Annotated in this window: 23 protein-coding genes and 1 tRNA gene; 8 read left to right on the top strand and 16 right to left on the bottom strand. The window is 66.0% G+C overall.

Going from position 1 to position 23172, the window contains the following annotated elements; all coding sequences use genetic code 11:
- Nucleotides 1-46 precede the first annotated feature (46 nt).
- Nucleotides 47-1078, top strand: coding sequence for a phosphate ABC transporter substrate-binding protein PstS (gene pstS, locus ACT53T_RS12775; protein WP_476161480.1), 1032 nt, complete (start codon nt 47-49; stop codon nt 1076-1078).
- Here pstS and ACT53T_RS12770 read toward each other — a convergent pair whose 3' ends face one another.
- The 6 genes from ACT53T_RS12770 to hslV form a co-directional block, all read right to left on the bottom strand.
- Complete coding sequence (locus tag ACT53T_RS12770; RefSeq protein WP_476161479.1) at nt 1079-2227, bottom strand: acyltransferase family protein; 1149 nt, start codon at nt 2225-2227, stop codon at nt 1079-1081.
- 67 nt (nt 2228-2294) lie between these two features.
- On the bottom strand, nt 2295-2393 hold the full coding sequence (locus ACT53T_RS12765; RefSeq protein ID WP_476161478.1) for a type II toxin-antitoxin system HicA family toxin: 99 nt from the start codon (nt 2391-2393) through the stop codon (nt 2295-2297).
- A 110-nt stretch (nt 2394-2503) separates the two neighbouring features.
- On the bottom strand, nt 2504-2812 hold the full coding sequence (locus ACT53T_RS12760; RefSeq protein WP_476161477.1) for a hypothetical protein: 309 nt from the start codon (nt 2810-2812) through the stop codon (nt 2504-2506).
- Nucleotides 2813-3000: 188 nt separating this feature from the next.
- A tRNA-Ala gene (locus tag ACT53T_RS12755) sits at nt 3001-3076 on the bottom strand.
- A 120-nt stretch (nt 3077-3196) separates the two neighbouring features.
- Nucleotides 3197-4504, bottom strand: a complete 1308-nt coding sequence (gene hslU, locus ACT53T_RS12750; protein WP_400767356.1) for an ATP-dependent protease ATPase subunit HslU — start codon at nt 4502-4504, stop codon at nt 3197-3199.
- A gap of 19 nt (nt 4505-4523) precedes the next feature.
- Nucleotides 4524-5090: an ATP-dependent protease subunit HslV gene (hslV, locus tag ACT53T_RS12745; protein WP_018265038.1), complete on the bottom strand. Its 567-nt coding sequence runs from the start codon at nt 5088-5090 to the stop codon at nt 4524-4526.
- Nucleotides 5091-5182: 92 nt separating this feature from the next.
- On the opposite strand from hslV, the gene ACT53T_RS12740 reads away from it, so the two are divergent.
- Complete coding sequence (locus tag ACT53T_RS12740; RefSeq protein ID WP_476161476.1) at nt 5183-5833, top strand: class II aldolase/adducin family protein; 651 nt, start codon at nt 5183-5185, stop codon at nt 5831-5833.
- A gap of 57 nt (nt 5834-5890) precedes the next feature.
- Here ACT53T_RS12740 and mtnA read toward each other — a convergent pair whose 3' ends face one another.
- The 3 genes from mtnA to ACT53T_RS12725 form a co-directional block, all read right to left on the bottom strand.
- Complete coding sequence (gene mtnA / locus ACT53T_RS12735) at nt 5891-6979, bottom strand: S-methyl-5-thioribose-1-phosphate isomerase (RefSeq protein WP_476161509.1); 1089 nt, start codon at nt 6977-6979, stop codon at nt 5891-5893.
- A 121-nt stretch (nt 6980-7100) separates the two neighbouring features.
- On the bottom strand, nt 7101-7391 hold the full coding sequence (locus ACT53T_RS12730; protein WP_476161475.1) for a hypothetical protein: 291 nt from the start codon (nt 7389-7391) through the stop codon (nt 7101-7103).
- A gap of 536 nt (nt 7392-7927) precedes the next feature.
- Nucleotides 7928-9142 carry a polyhydroxyalkanoate depolymerase gene (locus tag ACT53T_RS12725; protein WP_476161508.1) on the bottom strand — a complete coding sequence of 405 codons (1215 nt, stop codon included), beginning with the start codon at nt 9140-9142 and terminating at the stop codon, nt 7928-7930.
- Nucleotides 9143-9270: 128 nt separating this feature from the next.
- On the opposite strand from ACT53T_RS12725, the gene ACT53T_RS12720 reads away from it, so the two are divergent.
- Nucleotides 9271-9939, top strand: coding sequence for a glutathione S-transferase family protein (locus ACT53T_RS12720; RefSeq protein WP_026191250.1), 669 nt, complete (start codon nt 9271-9273; stop codon nt 9937-9939).
- 33 nt (nt 9940-9972) lie between these two features.
- On the opposite strand, the gene ACT53T_RS12715 is transcribed toward ACT53T_RS12720, so the two are convergent.
- Nucleotides 9973-10206: a hypothetical protein gene (locus tag ACT53T_RS12715; RefSeq protein WP_476161474.1), complete on the bottom strand. Its 234-nt coding sequence runs from the start codon at nt 10204-10206 to the stop codon at nt 9973-9975.
- A gap of 159 nt (nt 10207-10365) precedes the next feature.
- Here ACT53T_RS12715 and ACT53T_RS12710 point away from each other — a divergent pair, with 159 nt between their 5' ends.
- Both ACT53T_RS12710 and ACT53T_RS12705 read left to right on the top strand, forming a co-directional pair.
- A complete protein-coding gene (locus ACT53T_RS12710) occupies nt 10366-11121 on the top strand; it encodes a hypothetical protein (RefSeq protein ID WP_476161473.1) in 756 nt (251 codons plus the stop codon).
- A gap of 37 nt (nt 11122-11158) precedes the next feature.
- Nucleotides 11159-11728: a transposase gene (locus ACT53T_RS12705; RefSeq protein WP_245278142.1), complete on the top strand. Its 570-nt coding sequence runs from the start codon at nt 11159-11161 to the stop codon at nt 11726-11728.
- Between the two features lie 96 nt (nt 11729-11824).
- On the opposite strand, the gene ACT53T_RS12700 is transcribed toward ACT53T_RS12705, so the two are convergent.
- From ACT53T_RS12700 to ACT53T_RS12690, 3 genes are all read right to left on the bottom strand, one after another.
- On the bottom strand, nt 11825-13735 hold the full coding sequence (locus tag ACT53T_RS12700; RefSeq protein WP_476161472.1) for a S9 family peptidase: 1911 nt from the start codon (nt 13733-13735) through the stop codon (nt 11825-11827).
- A 71-nt stretch (nt 13736-13806) separates the two neighbouring features.
- On the bottom strand, nt 13807-14724 hold the full coding sequence (ypfJ, locus tag ACT53T_RS12695; protein WP_476161471.1) for a KPN_02809 family neutral zinc metallopeptidase: 918 nt from the start codon (nt 14722-14724) through the stop codon (nt 13807-13809).
- On the bottom strand, nt 14721-15596 hold the full coding sequence (locus ACT53T_RS12690; protein ID WP_400770373.1) for a TIGR00282 family metallophosphoesterase: 876 nt from the start codon (nt 15594-15596) through the stop codon (nt 14721-14723). The genes ypfJ and ACT53T_RS12690 overlap by 4 nt, the downstream gene beginning before the upstream one ends.
- A gap of 220 nt (nt 15597-15816) precedes the next feature.
- On the opposite strand from ACT53T_RS12690, the gene ACT53T_RS12685 reads away from it, so the two are divergent.
- From ACT53T_RS12685 to ACT53T_RS12675, 3 genes are read left to right on the top strand one after another with little or no spacing between them, the layout of a single operon-like run.
- The gene (locus tag ACT53T_RS12685) at nt 15817-17016 is read left to right on the top strand and encodes an aminodeoxychorismate synthase component I (RefSeq protein ID WP_476161470.1); all 1200 of its coding nucleotides are present in this window, start codon (nt 15817-15819) and stop codon (nt 17014-17016) included.
- A complete protein-coding gene (locus ACT53T_RS12680) occupies nt 16968-17675 on the top strand; it encodes an aminotransferase class IV family protein (protein WP_476161469.1) in 708 nt (235 codons plus the stop codon). The genes ACT53T_RS12685 and ACT53T_RS12680 overlap by 49 nt, the downstream gene beginning before the upstream one ends.
- Nucleotides 17672-18148, top strand: a complete 477-nt coding sequence (locus ACT53T_RS12675) for an N-acetyltransferase family protein (RefSeq protein ID WP_476161468.1) — start codon at nt 17672-17674, stop codon at nt 18146-18148. Before ACT53T_RS12680 ends, ACT53T_RS12675 begins: the two co-directional genes overlap by 4 nt.
- Before the next feature lie 231 nt (nt 18149-18379).
- On the opposite strand, the gene aspS is transcribed toward ACT53T_RS12675, so the two are convergent.
- The 3 genes from aspS to ftsZ all read right to left on the bottom strand — a co-directional run bounded on the left by aspS (nt 18380) and on the right by ftsZ (nt 23127).
- Nucleotides 18380-20158: an aspartate--tRNA ligase gene (aspS, locus tag ACT53T_RS12670; RefSeq protein ID WP_476161467.1), complete on the bottom strand. Its 1779-nt coding sequence runs from the start codon at nt 20156-20158 to the stop codon at nt 18380-18382.
- Nucleotides 20159-20294: 136 nt separating this feature from the next.
- Entirely contained in the window at nt 20295-21212 is a 918-nt protein-coding gene (lpxC, locus tag ACT53T_RS12665) for a UDP-3-O-acyl-N-acetylglucosamine deacetylase (protein ID WP_476161466.1), read from the bottom strand.
- 202 nt (nt 21213-21414) lie between these two features.
- A complete protein-coding gene (gene ftsZ / locus ACT53T_RS12660) occupies nt 21415-23127 on the bottom strand; it encodes a cell division protein FtsZ (protein WP_476161465.1) in 1713 nt (570 codons plus the stop codon).
- Between the last annotated feature and the right edge of the window lie 45 nt (nt 23128-23172).

Here is a 23172-nt window from a genome sequence, read left to right as displayed (position 1 = left end):
GCGCGCGACATTCATGATTTTTTCTCTCGCCACAGGACGAACGACCATGCGTAACGCCTGCAGCTTTTTCGTCGTCTCGATCGCCGCAATATCGAGTCTCGACGCCGCGCGCGCGGAGATTTCCCTTGCGGGAACGGGCTCCGCTTTCGCCGCGCCCATCTACACGCGCTGGGCGCAGGAGGCGAAGCCGAGCGTCGGCGTGCAAGTGAATTATCAGGCGACCGGCTCCGGCGTCGGCCAAAAGCAGGCCGCGGCGGGAACCGTCGATTTCGGCGCCTCCGATGTCGCCATGGAAGCAAAGCGCCTAGAAGAGGCCGATCTTCTGCAATTTCCGACCGTCGTCGGCGGCCTGGACATTATCGTCAATATTCCCGGCGTCGGCGCCAATGCGCTGAAGCTCGACGGACCGGCCGTCGCCGACATCTATCTCGGCGCCATCACGCGCTGGAACGATCCGCGCATCGTCGCGCTCAATCACGGTCTCGCGCTTCCCGATCTGCTGATCGTCCCCATCCATCATTCCAACGCTTCGGGGTCGACCTTCGCGCTGTCGCGCTATCTCTCCAAAATGAGCGAGACGTGGAAGACGCGCATGGGCGTCGCGCTGACGTTGGAATGGCCGAGCGGCGTCGGCGTGCATGGCAGCGCCGGCACGGCGGGCGAGGTTCCGCGCACCTTGGGCTCGATCGGCTATGCCGAGAATTCCTATGTGACCACCAATCATCTCGCGCCAGCCAAGCTGCTCAATCGCGCCGGCAAATATGTCGCACCCAGTGAAGAGAGCTTCGCCGCCGCGGCGGCCAATGCGGATTGGACGGCAGCTGATAATTTCGCCGTCGATCTCACCAATATGCCGGGCGAGAAAAGCTGGCCGTTGGTGACGGCGACCTTCGTGCTGGCGCCGAAAGCTCCGGCCAAGGCGGAACGGACGGCCGCTCTGCTGAAATTTTTCGATTGGGCGTTCGCCCATGGCGACAAGGCGGCCAAGGCTCTGCAATATATCCCGCTGCCGCATGCGGTGAAGGATCAGATCAGAGCGGCCTGGCGCCAGAAGCTGGCCTTCGGCGCCAAGGACTGATCATTCGCGAAGGCGCTCGCGGCCGAACGCCCGAGCGGACGGCCGCCAGCGCATCAGCCCTCGCATCCAGCCGCGCGCCACATTTGTGCGACGCTCGAACAGGAACCAGACGCAAGTCGCATAGAGCAGCGCGACGACCATCAGCGCGGCCATTCGCAAGAGGACGGCGACGCCCGGCTGGCTCTGGCCAAGCGCCAGCAGCCAGAACCACAGCATCAGCAGCAGTGGAAAATGCACGGCGTAGAGCGTGTAGGAAATTTCCGAGAGCCCCTGCGCCGCGCCGCCATAGAGCCCGCCGAAAGGCCGAAAGGCCGCGAGATCGCGCAGCCAGAAGGCGATGGCGCAGCCGAGAATCACATCGCCGAAAATATTGCGCCACGCATGGGCGACGCCGATCGCCGCCAAGGTCGCGAGCGCGCCGCCGAGAGCGCGCGCCGGCGACGGGCGCGCCGGATGATCGGCGGCCAGCGCGCCGGCGAGCCATGGCAGGCCGAGCAGCGCGATCTCCGCCGGCAGGAGCGCCAGAGTCAGCAGGCCCGCGCTGGCGCAGAGGCCCCGAACGAGCGGCGCGCGGTGGAAAAAGGCGAAGGCGAGCAGCGGGAAGGCGAGATAGTACCAGGCCTCGTTGGCGAGGCTCCACAGCGGGCGGTTGGAGCCGAAGACGGGCGTCTCGATCGTCTGCAGAAAAAATACATTTCCCAGCAGCGTCACGAGCGAATGATTCGCCGGCTCGGCGGGCGTCGGCCCGCTCGGCAGCACCGCCGCCAGCGCGCCCTGATAGGCCCCGGCGGGGCCGAGCGCCGCGCCGGCGAAGTCCCAGAGCGCAGTGAGCGCCAGCGCGGGAATCAGCACGGTCCACAGCCGCGAGAGCCGCGCGGCGCCGTAATCCGCCCAGGAGAAGCGCCCCGCGCGCATCGCCGCGAGAGTCGAGCCGCCGACGAGAAAGCCGCTGAGCGCGAAAAAGGCGATCACGCATTCATGGCCGAGACCGCCGAGCGTGAAAAGAAATTTGTCGAGGAGCCCATGTCGCGCCGCCTCGGCGTAAGGAACGACGAGCAGCGCCCGCAAATGGCTGACCACCACGCCGAGCGCGCAGAGACCGCGCAGCATGTCGAGATGCTGGAGACGAGGTTTTGGAGGCTGCTGCATGGGGTTTCGCGATTGGCCGTTCGTCGTCCTCGTTCGGACAATCAGGCCGGCTCTCCAGCTGGGAGGTTCAACGAAAATGCTTCTTCGGCAGACCCGATTGCCGGATCATCGACGCCAGCGTGCCGGGCTTGATATCGTCGCTCAGCCGATGCGCTGCGATCGTCACGAGGCGGACCTCGCCATCGACCTCGCCTCAGTAGATCGCATGTGAGCCCTTTCCCTGACGATGGAGAGCGAAGCCATTCAGCTCCAATATCCGAATGAACGCATCGAATGTCACGCCGGACAGGCCACGGGGAAGGACGCCGAGGTGTCGCCGTCGCCTGCGCGCCAATGGCGCCGAGCCGACCACACGACTCGCGCCGTCCAGGACAGGAACACCCATAGCGGCGCGCGTCGGTTCAGCAGCTTCGCACGCGTGGCCTCGTCCTCGTCGCTCGCTGCGGCGACATAGTCGCGAACGGCGTCCTCGAGGGCTTCCCGAACCTCATTGAAGCTGCGGCCTTGAACGGCGAGGTCGAATTCGAGGCAAACGCCCTCCCACTCGCCAGCTTGGCCGTGAGCGAAGCAAAGGAGATCGCGCATCTTCGGACCCTTTTCGAATCGAGTTCCTAGAACTCTCTCTGAGGAGCTAGTGTCCCGCCGATCCTCGAGAAGCTATCAGCGCCGCGCTCGCTTTGGCAACGCTGGCGCGGGGCCATCGGCCTCAAGCTGGCCGTAGCTTCCGACCGTAACGGTCGCGCTCTTATGCTGATCGAGTTGCGGGATGTCTTTGGTGGAGCCAGACGGAATCGAACCGACGACCTCTTCAATGCCATTGAAGCGCTCTCCCAACTGAGCTATGGCCCCACTTTTGTCGCCGCCCTCTCTGGGGTGAGGGCGGGGCGAACCGCGGCGTCGCCGCTGCAGCGCGAGGGCTGTATAGTGCAGCCCGCCGCGCGCCGCAAGCCCGCTTTTCGCCCTTTCTCGTCAGAGAATGAAGCGGCTCAAATCGCGGTTCTTGGCGAGGTCGCCGATATGCTCCTCCACATAGGCGCCGTCGATCGTCACCGTCTCGCCGGCCCGATCGGAGGCGGAGAAGCTCACCTCGTCCAGCACGCGCTCCATCACCGTCTGCAGGCGCCGCGCGCCTATGTTCTCCACCGAGGAATTCACCTGCACCGCGACGCGGGCGATGGCGTCCACCGCCGAAGGCGCGATCTCCAGCGCGACGCCCTCCGTCGCCAGCAGCGCCACATATTGCTTGGTGAGGCAGGCCTCGGTCTCGGTGAGAATGCGGCGGAAATCCTCCTCGTCCAGCGAGGCGAGCTCCACTCTGATCGGCAGGCGGCCCTGCAGCTCCGGCAGGAGATCGGAGGGCTTGGCGACATGGAAAGCGCCAGAGGCGATGAACAGAACATGGTCGGTCTTCACCGGCCCGTGCTTGGTCGCGACCGTGGTGCCTTCGATCAGCGGCAGCAGATCGCGCTGCACGCCCTCGCGTGAGACATCGGCGCCGCCCCTGCCCTCGCGAGCGCAGATCTTGTCCATCTCGTCGAGGAAGACGATCCCATTATTCTCGACCTCGGAAATCGCCTCGCGGACGCTCTCCTCCTGATCGATGAGCTTGTCGCTCTCCTCCGCGAGCAGCGGGCCATGGGCCTCCTTCACCAGCATTTTGCGGCGCTTCGGCCGGCCCTGAAACGCCTTGCCGAAAATATCGCCGATGGAGAAAGCGGAGACGCTGGCGCCGGGCATGTTCGGCAGCTCGAACATCGGAACCTGCGGCCCCGATTGCGCCAGCTCGACCTCTATCTCCTTATCGTCCAGCTCGCCGGCGCGCAGCTTCTTGCGGAAGGAATCGCGCGTCGCCGGCGAGGCCGCCGGGCCGACGAGCGAATCGAGCACGCGCTCCTCGGCCGCGAGCTGAGCCTTGGCCTCGACATCCTTGCGCCGGCGCTCCTTCACCAGCAGAATCGCCACCTCGACAAGATCGCGGACGATCTGCTCGACATCGCGGCCGACATAGCCGACCTCGGTGAATTTCGTCGCCTCTATCTTCAGGAAGGGCGCATTGGCGAGCTTGGCGAGACGCCGCGCGATCTCTGTCTTGCCGCAGCCGGTGGGGCCGATCATCAATATGTTCTTGGGCAGCACCTCTTCGCGCATGGAGCCTTCGAGGCGCAGCCTGCGCCAGCGATTGCGCAGCGCAATGGCGACGGCGCGCTTCGCGTCCTTCTGTCCGACGATGAATCGGTCGAGCTCCGAGACGATCTCGCGCGGGGAAAAATCGGCCATATCAGTTCCTCGGAGAAGCTCAGATCGATTCGAGCACGATGTTGCGATTGGTGTAGACGCAGATGTCGGCGGCGATCTCCATCGCGCGCTTGGCGATCACATCCGCCTCTATCGGCTGATCGAGCAGCGCGCGCGCCGCGGCCAGCGCATAATTGCCGCCGGAGCCGATCGCCGCCACCGAGCCATGCTCGAAGGCTTCCGGCTCCAGCACGTCGCCGGCGCCGGTCAGCGTCAGCCCCACCTCGCGATCGGCGACCAGCATCATCGCCTCGAGCCGGCGCAGATAGCGGTCCATGCGCCAATCCTTGGCGAGCTCCACGCAGGCGCGCGTCAATTGCCCGGGATATTGCTCGAGCTTGCCCTCGAGCCGCTCGAACAGAGTGAAGGCGTCGGCCGTGGCGCCGGCGAAACCCGCGATCACATCGCCTTTGCCGAGACGCCGCACCTTCTTGGCGTTCGCCTTGACGATGGTCTGGCCGAGGCTCACTTGTCCGTCGCCCGCGATGACGGTCTTGCCGTTCTTTTTCACCAGAACGATGGTCGTCGCGTGCCAGCTCGCCGGTTTCGTATTTTGTTCTTGTGTCATCCGAGCCTCGGCTGGAAAAAGAGTCTTGCGGATGTAGGGACTGCGGCGTCGCTCGGCAAGGGGCGCGCCCGCGGCGCAGGGGAGCCCCGATCATGACCGAAGAGAGCAAGCGCGAGGCGATCGTCGAGGCGGCGCGGAGCATGAACGCGCTCGGCCTCAATCACGGAACCGCCGGCAATATTTCGGCGCGCGACGGCGACGCCATGCTGATCACGCCGAGTGGAATCTCCTACGCCACAATGACCCCGCAGATGATCGCGCGCATGCCGCTCGCGAGCGATGGCGAGTCGCAAGGGCCGCTCGCGCCTTCCAGCGAATGGCGCATGCATCGCGACATCTTACGCGCGAGGCCGGATGTGCAGGCCGTCGTGCATGCGCATTCGACCTATGCGACGACGCTCGCCGCGCTGCGGCGCGAGATTCCGCCCGTGCATTATATGATCGGGATTTTCCGAACGTCGCGCATTCGCTGCACGGATTACGCGCCTTTCGGCTCGCAGGCGCTCTCTGATCTCGCGGTGGAAGGATTGGGCCGCGCGCATGGCGTGCTGCTCGGCAATCACGGCATGATCGCGCTCGGCGAAGGGTTGGAGCGCGCAATGTGGCGCGCCGTCGAATTGGAGGCGCTGGCGCAGCTCTATTATCTCGCGCGCATGGCCGGCGAGCCGGCGCTGATCTCCGAGGCAGAGATAGAGAACGAGATCGCGCGTTTCGAGAATTACGGATTGAAGTCCATTAAGTGATATGGTGCCGCTGCGCATCCTTCTCCCACAAGCGGGAGAAGGAATCGCGCGCTCCGATTACGCCAGATCAGGAAACAATCCGCGCAGTCCCGCCTCGCTCGCGGCGCACACGCCGCGCTCCGTTATCAGCGCGCCGACGAGGCGCGCAGGCGTCACGTCGAAGGCGTAATTGGCGGCGGGCGAGCCCTTCGGCGTCACCTGCACGCGCGTCACCTCGCCATTGTCGGCGAGGCCGGAGATATGCGTCACCTCGCTCGCATCGCGCTGCTCGATCGGAATTTCGGCGACGCCGTCGCGCATCGACCAATCGATCGTCGAGCTCGGCAGAGCGACATAGAAAGGCACGCCATTGTCATGGGCGGCGAGCGCCTTCAGATAGGTGCCGATCTTGTTGCAGACATCGCCGATGCGCGTCGTGCGGTCGCTGCCGACGATGCAGAGATCGACGAGCCCGTGCTGCATCAGATGGCCGCCGGTATTGTCGGCGATGACGGTGTGGGGAATCCCTTCGCCCGAAAGCTCGAAGGCGGTGAGGCTCGCGCCTTGATTGCGCGGCCGCGTCTCGTCGACCCACACATGCAGATCGATTCCATCGCGCGCCGCCTTGTAGATGGGCGCGAGCGCCGTGCCCCAATCGACGGCCGCGAGCCAGCCGGCGTTGCAATGGGTGAGGATATTGACCGGCCGGCCCGGATGCTCGGCGGCGGCGGCGCAGATCAATGTCGCGCCATGGTCGGCGATCGCCTCGCAGCAGAGCGCGTCCTCATCGGCGATGGCGGCCGCCTCGCCGAAGGCCAGCGCGCGCCGATCCGAGGGCGCCGCGGAAAGCAGCAGCCTACGCATGCGGTCGAGCGCCCAGCGCAAATTGACGGCTGTGGGGCGCGCCGCGGCGAGCCGCGCATGGGCCTCCTCCAGCGCAGCGTCGCTCGGATCGACGGCCGCGGCGAGCGCCAGCCCATAGGCGCCGGTGACGCCGATCAGCGGCGCGCCGCGCACGACCATGGTCGCGATCGCCGCGACGGCGTCGTCGAGCGAGGCGAGCCTTTTGGTCTCGAATCTGTGGGGGAGCTTGGTCTGGTCGATCGCCTCGACGCTTCCGTCGGCGTTTTCCCAGATGGTGCGGTAATGGCGTGAGTCGATGCGCATCGCGGCGGCGTGTCCGGCGGAGTCCTGCTCCACGCCTAGCCTATGGCCGCCGCCCTGTCGACCTTTCGCCCGAAAGCGATCGGGCGGCCTGCGCTTTCGCGCCGCCGCCCGCCGGGTGAGATCAAGCGGCGCGCTTCAGAGCGGCCGGGGAGAGAGCCCATGCGCGGTCAGGAGCGGCGACCGGGCTCGCGGGAGCCTCGACCTGCTGCGGCGAGGCCCAGGCGCTGGCGACGATCGCCAATTTGGCGCGCAGGGAACGCTCGTTCCACCACCAGACGAGGAAGCAGACGGCGGCGATGCCGAAAAGCGCGGTGAAGGGCTCGCCGGGGAGGAAAGACAGGTCGGGCGCGCATTCCTTGGCGTATTCGCAGGCGTCGGACCAGTCCTGAAACCAAGTCTTGATCGATTCCATAGTGACCTCGTCTCGCCTTCGCAGCCACGGTCGAACGGGTCGGAAGGCTTCTCTAAATTACGATTCCGGCGGCGCGGCTCGGGAACGATGCTCGACGGAGCGGGCCGAAATTCAGTGAACTTAGAATATTGCGCCGCACAAAAATTTCAAGGAAAAATTCCCGTCGGGCTATAGAGGAACGTAATGATCCAGTAACCTTCACGAGGCTTCAACAGCCAATGTTTCATATTATAATTCAAATATTTATATGAGATCATCCACCCCCGCCGAACGCCCTGCCCGCGCCCTTGCGGCGCCGCCGTGACGCCCTGCAACAATTTGTCACAGTCCCGGCCTCGGCTGGCCCGGCGCAGGCTGTTGTCGCGGCAACGGATGGAGCGGCCTCGCCGCGCGCCCTCTGAAATGCGGGCGCCTGCCGATGGAGACAGGCCCGCGTCGCCGCGGACAAATATCCGCGCCGATCGTCTCGCCACTTTGCTCAAAGAGGCTTCGTCAGCGAAGGCGCGGCAAGCGACGCGAGCGCAGCCTTCACCCGCTCATAGGCTGTTTTGGATGTGGTCGCGCAACACGGGGTAGATCTGATTGTCCCAGCGCTTGCCGTTGAAGACGCCATAATGGCCGACGCCGGCCTGCAAATGGTGCGACTTCATATAGGGACGCAGGCCGCTGCACATATCCTGAGCGGCGAGCGTCTGGCCCACGGCGCAAATATCGTCCTTCTCGCCCTCCACCGTGAGTAGGAAGGTCTTCTTGATCGCGCGCGGCGTCACCTTACGCCCTTTAAAGAGCAGACTGCCCGCAGAAAGGGCATTTTTGTGGAAGACGGTCTCGATCGTCTGCAGATAGAAATCCGCATCGAGATCCATGATCGCGAAATATTCCTCATAGAAGGTGCGGATGCGATCCGCCTTCTCGTGATCGCCTTCGACGCGGTGGCGGAAGAGATCGATGAAAGCGTTGGCGTGGCGCTCGGCGTTCATGCTCATGAAGCCGGAGATTTGCAGAAAGCCGGGATAGACGCGCCGCCCCGCCCCCGGCAGCATGCGCGGCACGGTGCCGATCACATTGTTGTGGAACCATTCGATCGGCTTGGAGACGGCGAATTCATTGACCTTGGTCGGCGACACGCTGACATCGAGCGGTCCGGCCATCAGCGTCAGGCTCGCCGGCTGCGCGGGGTCATTGTCCTCCGCCATTATCGAGACCGCGGAGAGCGCGGCGACCGTCGGCTGGCAGACCGCGACGACATGGGCGGGCGGGCCGAGGAAGCGCAGAAAATCGATCAGATGCTGGACGAACTCGTCCATGCCGAAAACGCCCTGCGAGAGCGGTATGTCGCGCGTGTTGATCCAGTCGGTGACATAGACGTCGTGGTCCTGCGCGAGCGTGCGGATCGTGCCGCGCAGCAGAGTCGCGAAATGCCCGGACATGGGCGCGACGAGCAGCACGCGCGGGAGATTTTCCGCATCCTTGCGCACGAAGCGCAGCAGCTGGCAGAAGGGCGTCGAATAGACCGGCTCCTCCATCACGTCGATGACGGCGCCATTGTGCGTCGTGATCTGCGTGACGCCATAGTCGGGACGCACATGCGTGAAGCCGAGCAGCGAGACCAGCTCGCAATAAGCCTCGAAGCACCGCAAAGGCGAGGCGTAAGGCGTCGATTTCCATAGGCGAGCCAGTCGCTCGCCGCTCGCCGCCGCCAGACGAAGTCGATTGCTCACGTCGGCGTAGCTCTGATATGCGTCATACATCATGCGGCTGAGCGAAACCTTCCGTTACCGATGGGGCAGGTCGAGCAAGCCCCGTGCCATGGACCGGCTCTAGCATGGCACAGCGCTTGCTGCACAGTCCACCAAAGGAAAAGGAGGAAGCGTTTCTCATGGCGGCGAAAACGGCGGCGACGACGACGCTCACGATCAGCAGCAAAAACTATTCGTCTTGGTCCTTGCGGGGCTGGCTGATGGCCAAGCTCTCCGGCGTCGCTTTCGAGGAAATCGTCGTCAGCCCCGACGACGTCGCGGCGCGCGCGGAAATTCTTCTGCTGTCGCCTTCCATCCTCGTGCCATGCCTCACGCATGACGGCGCGAAGATTTGGGACACTCTGGCGATCGGAGAGTTCTTGAACGAGATCGCGCCGACGGCGGGACTATTGCCGGCCGATCGCATGCGCCGCGCGCATTGCCGCTCCATCTGCGGCGAGATTCACTCGGGCTTCACCTCGCTGCGCTCGGCGCTGCCGATGAATCTGAAAGGCCATTTCCCCAAGTTCAAGGTCTGGTCGAAGGCGCAAGGCGACATCGCGCGCGTCACGCAGATCTGGCGCGAATGCCTCGAGACCTATGGCGGGCCTTATCTCTTCGGCCAGCTCTCCATGGCCGACGCCATGTACGCGCCGGTGGCGACGCGCTTTCGCACTTACGACGTTCCGCTGGACGACGTCAGCCAGGCCTATTGCGACCGCATTTTCGAATTGCCCGCGATGCAGGAATGGATCGCGGCCGCGCAGCTCGAGAAGGAAGAGATCGAGGAGCTCGAGGTCGAGTTTTAAAACTCGCGCCTCGCGCTCGTTAGACATCCCCGCCTATCGATCGCGCCACCTGCGCCGGGGCGCGACATAGATCGAGCGCCCTGAATAATACGGCTCCGCATAGCTCGGATAAGCATAATAATATTGCGGCTCGTAATAGGCCGGGGCCTGCGGCGTGGCGGCGTAATATTCCGCGCGATCGGTGAAGTCATTATGCGCCTGAGCGGCGCCGGCGACGCCGAAGGCCGCGACGGCGGCCGCGGCCAGTTTCGACAGGTTTTGTCCCATGACGGCCTCCCCTTTGCGCGCCCAGCCCCGAAGCGGTAGAAAACGCGCGAGCAGGACGCGAGTTCCGGTCGCCGACATTTTGGGGGGGCTCGGCGGCTTGCTCATCGTTATGTATCATGGTTACATAACATAAACGAGAGCCACGACCCGAGCGCGCCAATGACCGAGCCGACCCCGACCGACCCGACCTCCGACGGCCCCTCCTCCTTCTTCAACGCCATGGCCGACGCCTTCGACGCGACGATCCGCGAGCGCCGCAAGCGGCCGGAGTTCATCGGCGCGCTGTGCCTCCAGGCCTTCGACAGCTTCGAGGGCAATCTCGCCATTCAGACGGAGGGCGCGCCGGCCATCGCCTGCGCCGGCGATTGTCCCGCCTGCTGCGTGCTGCGCGTCGTCGCCACGGCGCCGGAGGTGTTTCTCATCGCGCGTTTCGTCAACGCCAATCAGCGCGCGCTGGCGCAGCGGGGCGTCGATCTGCCGGGGCGCATAGGGGCGATCAACGCATTCGCCAATGGCTGCTCGGAGAGCGCGCGCATGGCGCTGCGCCAGCCCTGCCCCTATATCGAGGCGGGCCTGTGCCTGCTCTATCGGCTGCGGCCGCTCGCCTGCCGCGGCCACGCCTCCTATGACAAGAACGCCTGCATCGCCGCGACCAGCGGCCATGACGCCGACACCGCCGTCTCGACGCCCCATCTCATGGTCCGCAGCATGGTGCAGAACGCGATGATGTCCTCGATGCGCTCGGCCGGCCTCGCCTGGCGCCTCTATGAGCTCAATGGCGCGGTCGCAATAGCGCTCGACGACGCCGACGCCGAGCGGCGCTGGATCGACGGCGAGGACCCGCTGCTGCCCGCCGCAATAGCGGATTTCGACGCCGCCGAGATCGCCGCGACATTCGACTCGTTGCGAAGCTGACGCGGCGCATTTGCCGAGCAGGGCGAAAATGTGGGATATGAGCGTCTTACGACAGGCGCTCTCTCTGGCGACGCTCATGCTCTCGGCCGTCATACTCGCATTCGACACGCCCCCGGCGACGGGCGGGCGCGCCCGGGAATCGGCCGAGCGCGACGCGATCGTGCGCACGCTGGCCTCGCTCATCGACGCTTGCGTCGCCGGCCTCGTCGCCGACGCCGTGCTGGTGGGGCCGCCGGACTCCGGTCTCGGAATCATCGCCGAAGAGGCGGGCTGCGGGCTGGTGGAAGCCGTCGACGCACGTTCCGGCCTCGCCCGCGCGCTGCCGGCGATGCGCTATCCCGACGTGCTGGTTCTGCGCGCCGGCCATGCGCCGGAACGCGGCTTCGTCGATGAATTGCGCGACGCTCTGTCCTATGGCGAGCAGGGCCGCGCGCTGGTGCTGCGCGCGGCGCCCAGCTCGCTGCTGACGCGCATCGCGCCGCGGCTGGCGGAAGCGGTGGGCCTCGTCGCGCGGCGCGAGGATTTCGGCGCCGCCGGCGATCTGGCGACGCTCGCCAAAAAGCTGCGCGCGACCGAGCTGACGACGAAAGCCCGCCGCGCGATCTGACGCGGATTCTCCGATGCGAGCCTGAAGGCTCGCGGTCCATGGCGCGCGTCGGACCGCGAGCCTTCAGGCTCGCTCTCGTCCAGCTGCGCGCGGCCGCTACGGCAGCGACAATTCCGACGCGCCTTTCTCGATCTTCACGCTGCTCGCGGAAAGCTCCTCAGCCCGCACCGGCTCGGCGCGGCCGCCGAGATGGCGGGCCAGGAAATTCTCCGCGACGGCGTGATAGGAGAGCGCATTCTCCGGCCGCGCGAAGCCGTGTCCCTCATCGGGATAGAGCAGATAGGCGACGGGAATCTTCTTGGCTTCCAGCGCCGCCACCATCTGCTCGGCCTCGGCCTTTTTCACGCGCGGATCATTGGCGCCTTGCGCGATCAGCAACGGCTTGGCGAGACGATCGGCGGCATGGAGCGGCGAACGCTCGCGCAGCAGCGCGCGCCCCTCCTCCGTCGCCGGATCGCCGAGCGCCTTCACCAATTGCGCGCGCGCGGATTCCCAATAGGGCGGAATGGTCGCGATCAACGTCTCGAGATTGGACGGGCCGACGACATCGACGCCGCAAGCATAGCGCTGCGGATTGCGCGTGAGGCCGACCAGAGTGGCGTAGCCGCCATAGCTGCCGCCCATAATGGCGATGCGGCTCATATCGGCGACGCCCTGCCTTATCGCCCAATCGACGGCGTCGAGGAGATCATCGTCCATGCGCCGGCCCCATTCGTGATCGCCGGCGTTGACGAAGGCCTTTCCGAGCCCGGTCGAGGCGCGGAAATTCACGCTGAGCACGGCGTAGCCGCGGTTGGCGAGCCATTGATGCGCGGCGTTATAGCCGAAGGAATCGCGCCCCCACGGTCCGCCATGGACATAGAGCACCATGGGCTGCGGCGCCTTCGCCTCCGCGGTCTGCGGCAAAGTGAGATAGCAGATGAGATCGAGCCCATCGCGCGATTTGATCGTCACCGGGCGTATGGGCCGCAGCGGCGCGCCGATCAGCTGCGGCCGCGCATGATGCAGCAAGCGCAGGCTCTTCGCGCGGCGATCATAGAGATAGGAAGCGGAGGGGCTGGTGTCGGATTGCGCCGAGACGGTCCAGAGAGAATCATCCTCAGTGCGGCTGCCGATGCCCCAATCACCGATGTCGCGCGCATTCAGAAAATCGATATCCGCCTTTATGCGATCGTCGAGCGCGACATATTCGAAGCGCTCGCGCTCGACGCTATAGGCGAGCGGCTCATAGCTATCGCGATCGGCGATGACATGACCGAGATCGGCCTTGTCGCTCTCGGCGATGAGCCTGGTCTCGCCGGTGGCGACATCGACGCGAAACAGCGCCGCCTTGTCACGCCCGCGGCTGTCGCGCAAGAACAGCGTCTTCGCCGATGCGTCGAGATGCAGCGGCGATGATGTGCGCGCATCCTCCGGCGAAAAGATGATCCATTGGCTCCAGCCGCCGGCGCCGTCGGGACGCAATATTTCGCTGCTTCCATCCTTGCCTCTGCGCAGCGCGAGGCGCGGCGTGAGATCATCGTCATGGATGAAGCCGGCGAAGCCTGGATTTTCTTGCACCAGCGTCAATTCGCCGGTGGCGAGGATCGCCGAATAGAGATCGTGAAAGCGCTTGTCGCGGCGGTTGATCGAAAGAAGGATTCGATCGCGAATCTTGCGACTTGTTCCGCTGACGCGCGCGGCGACGCCCTCGAAAGGCGTGAGATCGCGCGCGGGTCCACCCTCGGAGTCGACGACATAGACGTGAAAATTCTCGTCGCCGCCCTCGTCCTGCACATAGAGCAGGCTGTGGCCGTCATAGGCCCAGGAGAAGTCCCGCACGCCGCGCTTGCGATCATGGGTGACAACGCGCGCATCCTCGAGGCGATCGAGCGGCGCGACGAAAATATTGAGCACGCCCGCATCGGGCTGCAGCCAGGCGAGCCGCCTCCCGTCCGGGCTCAACCGCGTTCCCGCCTTGGCCGGATTGCCGAAAAGATGCGCTCTGGGAATAAGCTGGTCGGGCATTGCAATCGATCTCCGCAAAATCGAAACCGCTCAGAAGAGCGAGCCTGAAGGCTCGCTTGTCAGTCGAGACGCTAGCGCTGCGCCGTGAATGTGTTGCAGGCGTCGATCTTGCCGGTCTGCAGACCGCGCTGGAACCATTCGACGCGCTGCGCCGAGGAGCCATGGGTAAAGCTGTCCGGCACCGCATAGCCCTGCGCGGAGCGCTGGAGACGATCGTCGCCGATCGCCTGCGCGGTGTTGATGGCTTTTTCTATGTCGCCCTTCTCGAGAATCTTCCAATTCTGATCGGCGTGCGCGGCCCAGACGCCGGACAGGCAATCGGCCATCAACTCGACGCGGACCGAGAGATTATTGGACTCGGAGCGGCTCGACGCCATCTGCTGCGCGCGCTGAACCTTGGGCAGAATGCCGAGCAGATTCTCGATGTGATGGCCCATCTCATGGGAGATCACATAGGCGTAGGCGAAATCGCCGCCGCCGCCGAAGCGACGGTCCATGTCGCGGAAAAACGAGGTGTCGAGATAGATTTTCCGGTCGACCGGGCAATAGAACGGCCCCATGGCCGATTGCGCGCGGCCGCAGGCCGAGCCGGTGACGCCGTTGAACAGAACGAGCCGCGCCGGATCGAAGCGAATGCCCTTCTGCTCGGGCAAAATCTGCGACCACACGCGCTCATTGCCGGCGAGCACGGCGGAAATGAATTGGCCTTGGCGATCCGCCGGCGCCCCCGTCGGCGCCTGACGCGTCGGGCGGTCGAGCCTTTGCTGCGCCACCTGTCCGCCGCCGCGCATATTGTTGAGCACTTCCGCGCCGCCGATCAGCAGCGCCGGATTTATGCCGAACGCATAGGCGAGGACGCCGAGAATGACGATCGTGCCGAGACCGAGCCCGCCGCCGCCGCCGAAGCTCGGCCCCGCGCCGGCGTCGGCGTAATCCTGGCTGCGTCGATCCTCGATGTTGTCGGACTGGCCGAGCTGATCCCATCTCATCGCCTTGGCGCTCCGATCGCTTCGACGAGCCGCCCTGCCCGGGCCTCGTCCTCCTCCTGCCAGAAGTCCGGCCTCGCCTGCGCCAGCCGGCCGCCGATCCGCACCGGGGCGATGCGCCGCGCGAGGCCGTCGGCCGAAAGCTCCACCGCGACGCCGCAGAGCGTCGCCTCGCCCTGGGCGGGCTCGAAACGGGCGCCCGGCGTCTTGCGGGTGAAGCGGCGCAGCGGCTCCTCCTTCTCCATGCCGATGACCGAATCATAGTCTCCAGTCATGCCGGCGTCGGTCATATAGGCCGTGCCATGGGGCAGGATCTGCCCGTCCGCCGTCGGCACATGGGTGTGCGTGCCCACCACCAGAGAGGCGCGTCCGTCGACGAAATGGCCCATGGCCATTTTCTCGCTGGACGTCTCGGCATGTATGTCGACGATGAGCGCGTCGCAAGCCATGCCCAGCGGACAGGCGCCCACTTCCCGCTCAATGGCGGCGAAAGGGTCGTCCAGCGCATCCATGAAGACGCGGCCCTGCACATTGACCACCAGCACCTGCCGACCGTTCTCGGCCGTGTAGAGATTGGCCCCGCGGCCCGGCGTGCCGGGCGGATAATTCACGGGGCGCAGCAACCGCGGCTGGCGCTCGATGAAGACCAGCGCCTCGCGCTGATCGAAGGCGTGATTGCCGGTGGTGATGCAATCGGCGCCGGCGGCGAGCATCTCGTCGCAAATCGCCTCGGTTATGCCGAAGCCGCCGGCGGCGTTCTCGCCATTGACGACGATGAAATCGAGCGCCCAGCGACGGCGCAGCTCCGGCAGCCGCTCCTGTATCGCCTTGCGCCCGGCCCGCCCCACCACATCGCCGATGAAGAGGAGGCGCATGCCGCGCTCGCTCGGCGATTGGTCGGGGGAATGGGGCATGAGAACGCTCGTGGGACCGGAGGAAAGCTCAGATGTTCCATATAGCGCAATGGGGCGGGGAGCAATTTTCCACGACGGCGAGAGCGTGGCGGCGGAACCCTTCGGTTTCTCAACTCGCGGCTTCATCCGCGGGCCCGGCTGATATAAGATGGGCTTTCCGAACCGGAGCGCCGCGTCCCTCATGTTCCATATCGCCGAGCTTCGCGGGCGCGAGCCTTTCGACCCCAATAAGGCGCCCGATGGCCCCTTCGTCGTCTTCGAGGACGGACGAAACGGCGCCGCTTTGCTCTTCGACGAGCCGGAGGAGATCATCCGCGCCGATACGGCGGCGGAGGTTCCGGCGGCTTTCGCGCGCATGGAGGCCGCGACGCGGCGCGGGCTCTTCCTCGCGGGCTACGCCGGCTATGAGCTGGGCTATGCTCTCGAGGCGAAATTCGCGAGCGGCCCCCTGCCCCAGGCGCGCACGCCGCTGCTGCTCTTCGGCGCATTCCGCGCGCCGCGCCAATATGAGTGGCGCAACGCCGCCTCGCTGGCGACCGAGACCGCGCCGGTCGAGGTCGCGCTGACCCCCGCCTGGAGCCTCGCCGAATATACCGAGCGCTTCGACGCCTGCCGCGAGTTCATCTATGCGGGCGACGTCTATCAGATCAATCTGACCTTCCCCATGCATGGACGCTACGAGGGCGAGGCGACGGCGCTCTATCGCGCGCTGCGCAAGCGCCAGCCGGTCGCCTATGGCGGCGTGGTCGCGCTCGGCGCGGAGAGAATCGTCTCGCTCTCGCCGGAGGTTTTCTTCGACGCCTGCGAAGGCGTCATACGCGCGCGGCCGATGAAGGGAACCGCGCGCCGCGGCTTTCTGCCGACGGAGGATATGGCGCGCGCCGCGCTGCTGACGCAGGACGAGAAATCCCGCGCCGAAAATCTGATGATCGTCGATCTGCTGCGCAATGATCTCTCGCGCCTCTCCGAGATCGGCTCGGTGCGCGTGACCGATCTCTTCACCGTCGAGACCTATCCGACGCTGCATCAGATGACCTCCGGCATAGAGGCGAAGCTGCGCGAGGGCGTGACGCTCGCCGATCTCTTCGCGGGCCTGTTTCCCTGCGGCTCCGTGACCGGCGCGCCGAAGATTCGCGCCATGGAGATCATTCGCGATCTCGAATGCGCGCCCCGCGGCGTCTATTGCGGCTCGCTCGGCCTCATCGCGCCCGACGGGGCGATCCGTTTCAATGTGGCGATCCGCACGCTCACACTTTTCCCCGATGGGGAGCTCGTCTGCAACGTCGGCTCTGCGGTCGTGGCCGATTCGCGGGCGCGCGAGGAATATGAGGAATGTCTGATCAAGGCGAAATTCCTGACCGGAGCGAAGACTTCGGCCTGATCGAAACGCTGCTGTGGACGCAGGACGGCGGCTTTCTCTATCTCGATGAGCATATCGCGCGGCTTTCCGCCTCGGCGCGCGCGCTCGGCTTTCTCCATAGCGACGAGGCCTTTCTCGCGGCGCTGAACGAGGAGGTCGCCGATCCGCTCGATGATCGTCTGCGCGTGCGCTATGCGCTCGGCCGCGACGGCCGTTTCGAGGCCAGCTCGCTGCCGATCGACGCGATCACGCCGGACACGATCTGGCGCGTCGCCGTCGCCGAGGCACGCTTCGAATCCGATGATCCGATGCTGCGCCACAAGACGACGCGGCGCGAGCTCTACGAGCGCGAGCTGGCGGAAGCGGCGATGCGCTGCCGCGCGGATGAAGTGCTATTCCGCAATGAGCGCGACGAGGTTTGCGAGGGCGCGCGCACCAATGTGTTTCTCGCGCGGGATGGCGCGCTGCTGACGCCGCCGCTCTCCAGCGGGCTGTTGCCGGGGACATTGCGCGCGCATCTTCTCGCGAGCGGCAAGGCGCGCGAGGCCGTGCTGCGGCTCGAGGATTTTTCTGGCGACGCCGAATTTTATTTCGGCAATTCCGTGCGTGGGCTGGTGCGCGCGGCGTTGATCGTCGAGGAAAAGCTCGTCGAGGACGAGACCGCCGAGAACGAACCGTGATCCACATCCGCCCCGCCGCGCGCACGGATAGCGCGCTGGTCGCCGCCTTCGTGCGCGAGCTCGCGGATTATGAGAAGCTCTCGCATGAGGTCGAAGCCTCGGAGGAGACGCTCGCCGATGCCCTGTTCGCGCAAAATCCGCGCGTCTTCTGCGATATCGCCGAATGGGACGGCGCGCCCGCCGGCTTCGCTCTGTGGTTCTATACTTTCTCGTCCTTTCGCGGCCGGCACGGAATCTGGCTCGAGGATATTTTCGTGCGCCCGCAATTTCGCGGCGCCGGCATAGGCAAGGCGCTGCTGGCCCATCTCGCGCGGCGCTGCGTCGCCGAGGGACTCGGCCGCTTCGAATGGTCGGTGCTGGATTGGAACGCGCCCTCGATCGCCTTTTATGAGGCGCAGGGCGCAAAGCTCATGCAGGAATGGAAGATCTGCCGCACGACCGGCGCCGCTCTGGAAGCGCTCGCGGAAAAATGATCCCGCATCCCTCCCTTCTCCCACTTGTGGGAGAAGGTGGCCCCGCGCAGCGGGGTCGGATGAGGGTCCTTCGGAATTGGGCGGCATTGAAAACCACGCGCGGATTGTCGTCGCATTCCGGCGCGTGAGAATCAGTTTCATCAGAGCCGCAAATCGCAGCGGCCCTCATCCGACCCGACTACGTCGGGCCACCTTCTCCCACAAGTGGGAGAAGGGGCGCAGCGGCGAGACTCAGCCCTTCTCGGGCAGGTTCAAGCGAATGTGCAATTCGCGCAGCTGCTTGGCCGTCGCCTCGGAGGGCGCGCCCATCAGCAGATCTTCGGCGCGCTGATTCATCGGGAACAGCACCACCTCGCGCAAATTCTCCTCGCCCGCGAGCAGCATCACGATGCGATCGACGCCCGGCGCGATTCCGCCATGCGGCGGGGCGCCATATTGGAAGGCGCGATACATGCCGCCGAATTTCTCGATCAGCACATCCTCGCCATAGCCGGCGATCTCGAAGGCCTTCTTCATAATGTCCGGGCGATGGTTTCGGATCGCGCCCGAGGACAATTCGATGCCGTTGCAGACGATGTCGTATTGATAGGCGAGAAGATCGAGCGGGTCCTTGCTCTCCAGCGCCTCCAGGCCGCCCTGCGGCATGGAGAAGGGATTATGCGAGAAGTCGATCTTCTTGTCGTCCTCGTTGTATTCATACATCGGGAAGTCGACGATCCAGCAGAATTCGAAGACATCCGTCTTCGACAGGCCGAGCTCGGTTCCGACGCGCAGACGCGCGGCGCCGGCGAGCTTGGCCGCCTTCAGCTCCTCGCCGGCCGAGAAGAACAGCGCATCGCCCGCCTTCACGCCGCCCTTGGCGGCGAGCGCGGCCAGCGCCTCCGGCGGAATGAACTTCGCGATCGGCCCCTTGCCGATCAGCGCGCCATTCTCCTCATCGAAGATGATGTAGCCGAGGCCCGGCGCGCCTTCCGACCGCGCCCAATCATTGAGCTTGTCGAAGAAGCTGCGCGGCTGCGACGCTGCGCCCGGCGCCGGAATGGCGCGCACCACCTTGCCCTTGAAGGCCTTGAAGCTCACATCGTCGCGCGCGAATTCCGCGCTCACATCGGCGATGATGAGCGGATTGCGCAGGTCCGGCTTGTCGGAGCCATATTTCAGCATGGCGTCGCGGAAGGCGATCTTGGGGAAGACGGGCGTCACCGGCTTGCCGCCGCCGAACTCCTCGAACACGCCACGCAGCACGGGCTCGACCGAAGCGAACACGTCTTCCTGCGTCACAAAGCTCATTTCGATATCGAGCTGGTAGAACTCGCCGGGGCTGCGGTCGGCGCGGGCGTCCTCGTCGCGGAAACAGGGCGCGATCTGGAAATAGCGATCGAAGCCCGCCACCATCAGCAGCTGCTTGAACTGCTGCGGCGCCTGCGGCAGCGCGTAGAATTTGCCGGGATGAATGCGCGAAGGCACCAGAAAGTCGCGCGCGCCCTCCGGCGAGGAGGCCGTGAGGATTGGCGTCTGGAACTCGAAGAAGCCCTGGGACTTCATCCGCTGGCGCAGCGAATCGATCACCTGGCCGCGCAGCATGATATTGGCGTGCAGCTTCTCGCGGCGCAGATCCAGGAAGCGGTATTTGAGCCGCGTCTCCTCGGGATAGGGAAGGTCGCCGAAGACCGGCAGCGGCAGCTCGGCGGCGGGGCCGAGCACCTCGATCTCGGTGACATAGACCTCGACGAGGCCGGTCGGCATGTCGGGATTTTCGGTGCCGGCGGGGCGCTTGCGCACCTCGCCGTCGAGGCGCGCGACCCATTCCGAGCGCAGCTTCTCCGCGGCTTTGAAAGCCGGCGAGTCGGGGTCGACCACGCATTGGGTGAGGCCGTAATGATCGCGCAGATCGATGAACAGAACCCCGCCGTGGTCGCGAATGCGGTGGCACCAGCCGGAGAGACGGATTTTCTCGCCGGCGTGGGCCTCGCGCGGCTCTCCACAATTATGCGAACGATAGCGATGCATTTTGCGTGTCTTTTGTCTCGTAGGGAGGGACGTTTCTAGCCGCGGAGAAGCGCAGGGGGAAGGGCCGGTGTCAAGCCGGAGCGTCGCGCTTGCGGGCGCGACCACCGCGCCATGGCGGACGAACGGAAGCGCAGCCTCAGCCGGGCGCGCCGATACGGGCGGCCGGGCGCGAGCGCGGCCGCTGCTCGCCGCCGACGATGGCGAAAGCGGAAGGCGTCGCCAGCAGCGTCTCGACCAGAGCGAGATTGAGGCGATGGCCGCCGCGATAGGAGCGGAAAGCGCCGACGATCGGCGCGCCGGCGAGGGCGAGATCGCCGAGCACATCCAGCATTTTGTGACGGACGAACTCGTCGGCGAAGCGCAGTCCCTGCGGATTGAGCGCGCGGCCCTCCGAGAGGACGATGGTGTTGTCCAGCGAGGCGCCGAGCGCCCTGCCCTCTCGCCACAGACGCTCCGCGTCCGACAGAAAGCCGAAGGTTCGGGCGCGCGCGATCTCGGCGCGAAAGCTCGCCGGCGTCAGCCGCATCCGCCGCCGCATGCGGCCGATGGGCGCGGCGGCGTAGGAAATCTCGACATCCATGGAGAAGCTGCCAGACGCGGGAGCCAGCTCCGCCCAGGCGGCGCCGTCGGCGACGCGCACCGGCGCGCGAATCACAACGGCCCGGCGCGGCGCGTCGAGCGCCACGATTCCGGCCTCGTCGATGGCCGCGACGAAGGCCGCCGCCGAGCCGTCCATCGCCGGAACCTCCGGCCCGTCGACCTCGATGGCGACATTATCGACCCGAAGGCCGCGCAGCGCCGCCATCAGATGTTCGATCGTCGAGATCGACGCGGCGCCCGAGCCGAGCCGCACGCAAAGATCGGTGGAGGAGACATTGCGCGCCTCGGCGCGTAGCGCATCCACGCCGCCGAGCCGCGAGAACATAATTCCCGAGCCTGCTTCGGCGGGCGTCAGAAGGAGCCGCGAGGCGAGGCCGCTATGCGCGCCGACGCCGTCCAGCGCCACTGCGGCGCCGAGCGTCGTCTGCATCCTCGTCGGTCGATGCGACGTCATCGATTTCGTCTCACTCCGGGACAGCGGTCGAGTCCGCCGCGCGCGATGATGCGCGATTGTGGCGAAGCGGCGCCCGCGCAGAATAATCCGCGCCGCAGCGGGGCTCCAGTCACGGTTTTTTACAAAATGTTACAGCCGATCCGAATGAGAAAAGGCCCGCCGGAGCGGGCCTTTCACAGTTTTCGAGTTCGGCGACGAAAGATCAATTGTTGATCTGGCGGCGCAGGAAGGCCGGGATCTCGAGCTGCTCCTCCTCGATCGAGCGGGCCTGCGCGACGCGGCGGCCATGCGGATCGAGGCCGGCGTGTCCGGCCGGCTGCTGCGGCGCCTGGGGAACCGGACGCTTGGCGTATTCCGCATGTCCCTGGGAGGGCGCGGGCGCCTGCGGGCGCATCTGCGGACGCGGCGCGGCGGCGGCCGCCGGCCCCTGCAGCGCATCCTCCTGACGGCTCGCGCCGAAGGAGGCGAGACGCTCCAGCAGCGTGCGGCGACGGGCGGCCTCCGGCGCCTGGGCGGCGGCGTCGCCGCGCGCCTGGCGATATTGCTCCTGCACCGGACGCGGGAAGTCCTCGATCTGCGGCATGCGCATGCGCGGCAGCTCGGCGGCCGGCGGGATGTAGGGCTCATGCGCCTCCATCATCGGGGCCGGCTGCGGCGCGGGCTCCGGCGCATAGACCGGACGCGTCGACACCTGCTCGAGATAGACATCGCGCGAGGGCGCCTGCGCCTGCTGCGGCTCGCCGTAATAGGGCGAGGGCTGCTGGCGCTCGACCGGGGCCTGCGCGGGCTCGGGCGCATAGCCGGGAGCCGCATAGGCCTGCTGCGGAGCCGGCTCGGCGACCGTCTGGACGAAGGACACCCGGCCCTGCGCCGCCACCTGGGCGCGCAGACGCTCGGCGGCCTCCAGCACGCGGGCTTCCGCCGCGGCGGCGTCCTCGGCGGCGGTGGAGGGCAGATCGATGCCCGTCGCCACCACCGACACGCGCACGACGCCCTCGAGCGACGAATCGAAGGTCGCGCCGAGGATGATGTTGGCGTCCTCGTCCACCTCCTGGCGGATGCGGCTCGCCGCCTCGTCCACCTCATAGAGGGTGAGGTCGTTGCCGCCGGTGATCGAGATCAAGAGGCCGCGGGCGCCCTTCATCGACACTTCGTCGAGCAGCGGATTGGCGATGGCCGCCTCCGCCGCCAGGCTGGCGCGGCGCTCGCCGGTGGCCTCGCCCGTGCCCATCATCGCCTTGCCCATGCCGCGCATGATCGAGCGCACATCGGCGAAGTCGAGATTGATGAGGCCTTCCTTGACCATGAGATCAGTGACCGAGGCGACGCCCGAGTAGAGCACCTGATCGGCCATGGCGAAAGCGTCGGCGAAGGTCGTCTTCTCCGTGGCGATGCGGAAAAGATTCTGATTCGGGATGATGATCAGAGTGTCGACCGACTTCTGCAATTCGGCGATGCCGCCCTCGGCGATGCGCAGACGACGCGCGCCCTCGAAATGGAAGGGCTTGGTCACGACGCCGACGGTCAGAATGCCCATCTCGCGCGCGGTGGCGGCGATGACCGGGGCCGCGCCCGTGCCCGTGCCGCCGCCCATGCCGGCGGTGACGAAGACCATATGCGCGCCATTGAGGTGCTCGCGGATCTCGTCCTTGGCCTCTTCCGCGGCGGCGCGGCCGACTTCCGGCTGCGCGCCGGCGCCGAGGCCTTCCGTCACCTGCAGGCCCATCTGAATGATGTGCTCGGCGCGCGCCGAGGCGAGCGCCTGCGCGTCGGTGTTGGCGATCAGAAAGTCCACCCCGGAGAGGCCCGACATGATCATATTGTTGACGGCGTTGCCCCCGCCGCCGCCGACGCCGCACACCAAAATGCGGGGCTTCAATTCCCGGAGCTCGGGCGCCTTGAGATTGATCGTCATCGCCAGACCTTTCGACTGATTTTCATGCGACTGCGCGTCGGTTGC

The organism is Methylosinus sp. DMC45 (assembly GCF_056313885.1).
The sequence above is the reverse complement of the archived record's forward strand: the minus strand, read 5'-3'. Positions and strand labels throughout refer to the sequence as shown.

Coding starts and splice junctions, on each gene's coding strand:
- ACT53T_RS12685 (WP_476161470.1), top strand. CDS start 15,817: ATGTTCCATATCGCCGAGCTTCGCGGGCGCGAGCCTTTCGACCCCAAT.
- ACT53T_RS12715 (WP_476161474.1), bottom strand. CDS start 10,206: ATGGGACAAAACCTGTCGAAACTGGCCGCGGCCGCCGTCGCGGCCTTC.
- ACT53T_RS12760 (WP_476161477.1), bottom strand. CDS start 2,812: ATGCGCGATCTCCTTTGCTTCGCTCACGGCCAAGCTGGCGAGTGGGAG.
- ACT53T_RS12705 (WP_245278142.1), top strand. CDS start 11,159: ATGAGCGTCTTACGACAGGCGCTCTCTCTGGCGACGCTCATGCTCTCG.
- pstS (WP_476161480.1), top strand. CDS start 47: ATGCGTAACGCCTGCAGCTTTTTCGTCGTCTCGATCGCCGCAATATCG.
- lpxC (WP_476161466.1), bottom strand. CDS start 21,212: ATGACGTCGCATCGACCGACGAGGATGCAGACGACGCTCGGCGCCGCA.
- ACT53T_RS12720 (WP_026191250.1), top strand. CDS start 9,271: ATGGCGGCGAAAACGGCGGCGACGACGACGCTCACGATCAGCAGCAAA.
- ACT53T_RS12730 (WP_476161475.1), bottom strand. CDS start 7,391: ATGGAATCGATCAAGACTTGGTTTCAGGACTGGTCCGACGCCTGCGAA.
- ACT53T_RS12725 (WP_476161508.1), bottom strand. CDS start 9,142: ATGTATGACGCATATCAGAGCTACGCCGACGTGAGCAATCGACTTCGT.
- ACT53T_RS12710 (WP_476161473.1), top strand. CDS start 10,366: ATGACCGAGCCGACCCCGACCGACCCGACCTCCGACGGCCCCTCCTCC.
- ACT53T_RS12770 (WP_476161479.1), bottom strand. CDS start 2,227: ATGCAGCAGCCTCCAAAACCTCGTCTCCAGCATCTCGACATGCTGCGC.
- hslV (WP_018265038.1), bottom strand. CDS start 5,090: ATGACACAAGAACAAAATACGAAACCGGCGAGCTGGCACGCGACGACC.
- ypfJ (WP_476161471.1), bottom strand. CDS start 14,724: ATGAGATGGGATCAGCTCGGCCAGTCCGACAACATCGAGGATCGACGC.
- ACT53T_RS12690 (WP_400770373.1), bottom strand. CDS start 15,596: ATGCGCCTCCTCTTCATCGGCGATGTGGTGGGGCGGGCCGGGCGCAAG.
- hslU (WP_400767356.1), bottom strand. CDS start 4,504: ATGGCCGATTTTTCCCCGCGCGAGATCGTCTCGGAGCTCGACCGATTC.
- ftsZ (WP_476161465.1), bottom strand. CDS start 23,127: ATGACGATCAATCTCAAGGCGCCCGAGCTCCGGGAATTGAAGCCCCGC.
- mtnA (WP_476161509.1), bottom strand. CDS start 6,979: ATGCGCATCGACTCACGCCATTACCGCACCATCTGGGAAAACGCCGAC.
- ACT53T_RS12700 (WP_476161472.1), bottom strand. CDS start 13,735: ATGCCCGACCAGCTTATTCCCAGAGCGCATCTTTTCGGCAATCCGGCC.
- aspS (WP_476161467.1), bottom strand. CDS start 20,158: ATGCATCGCTATCGTTCGCATAATTGTGGAGAGCCGCGCGAGGCCCAC.
- ACT53T_RS12680 (WP_476161469.1), top strand. CDS start 16,968: ATGTCTGATCAAGGCGAAATTCCTGACCGGAGCGAAGACTTCGGCCTG.
- ACT53T_RS12740 (WP_476161476.1), top strand. CDS start 5,183: ATGACCGAAGAGAGCAAGCGCGAGGCGATCGTCGAGGCGGCGCGGAGC.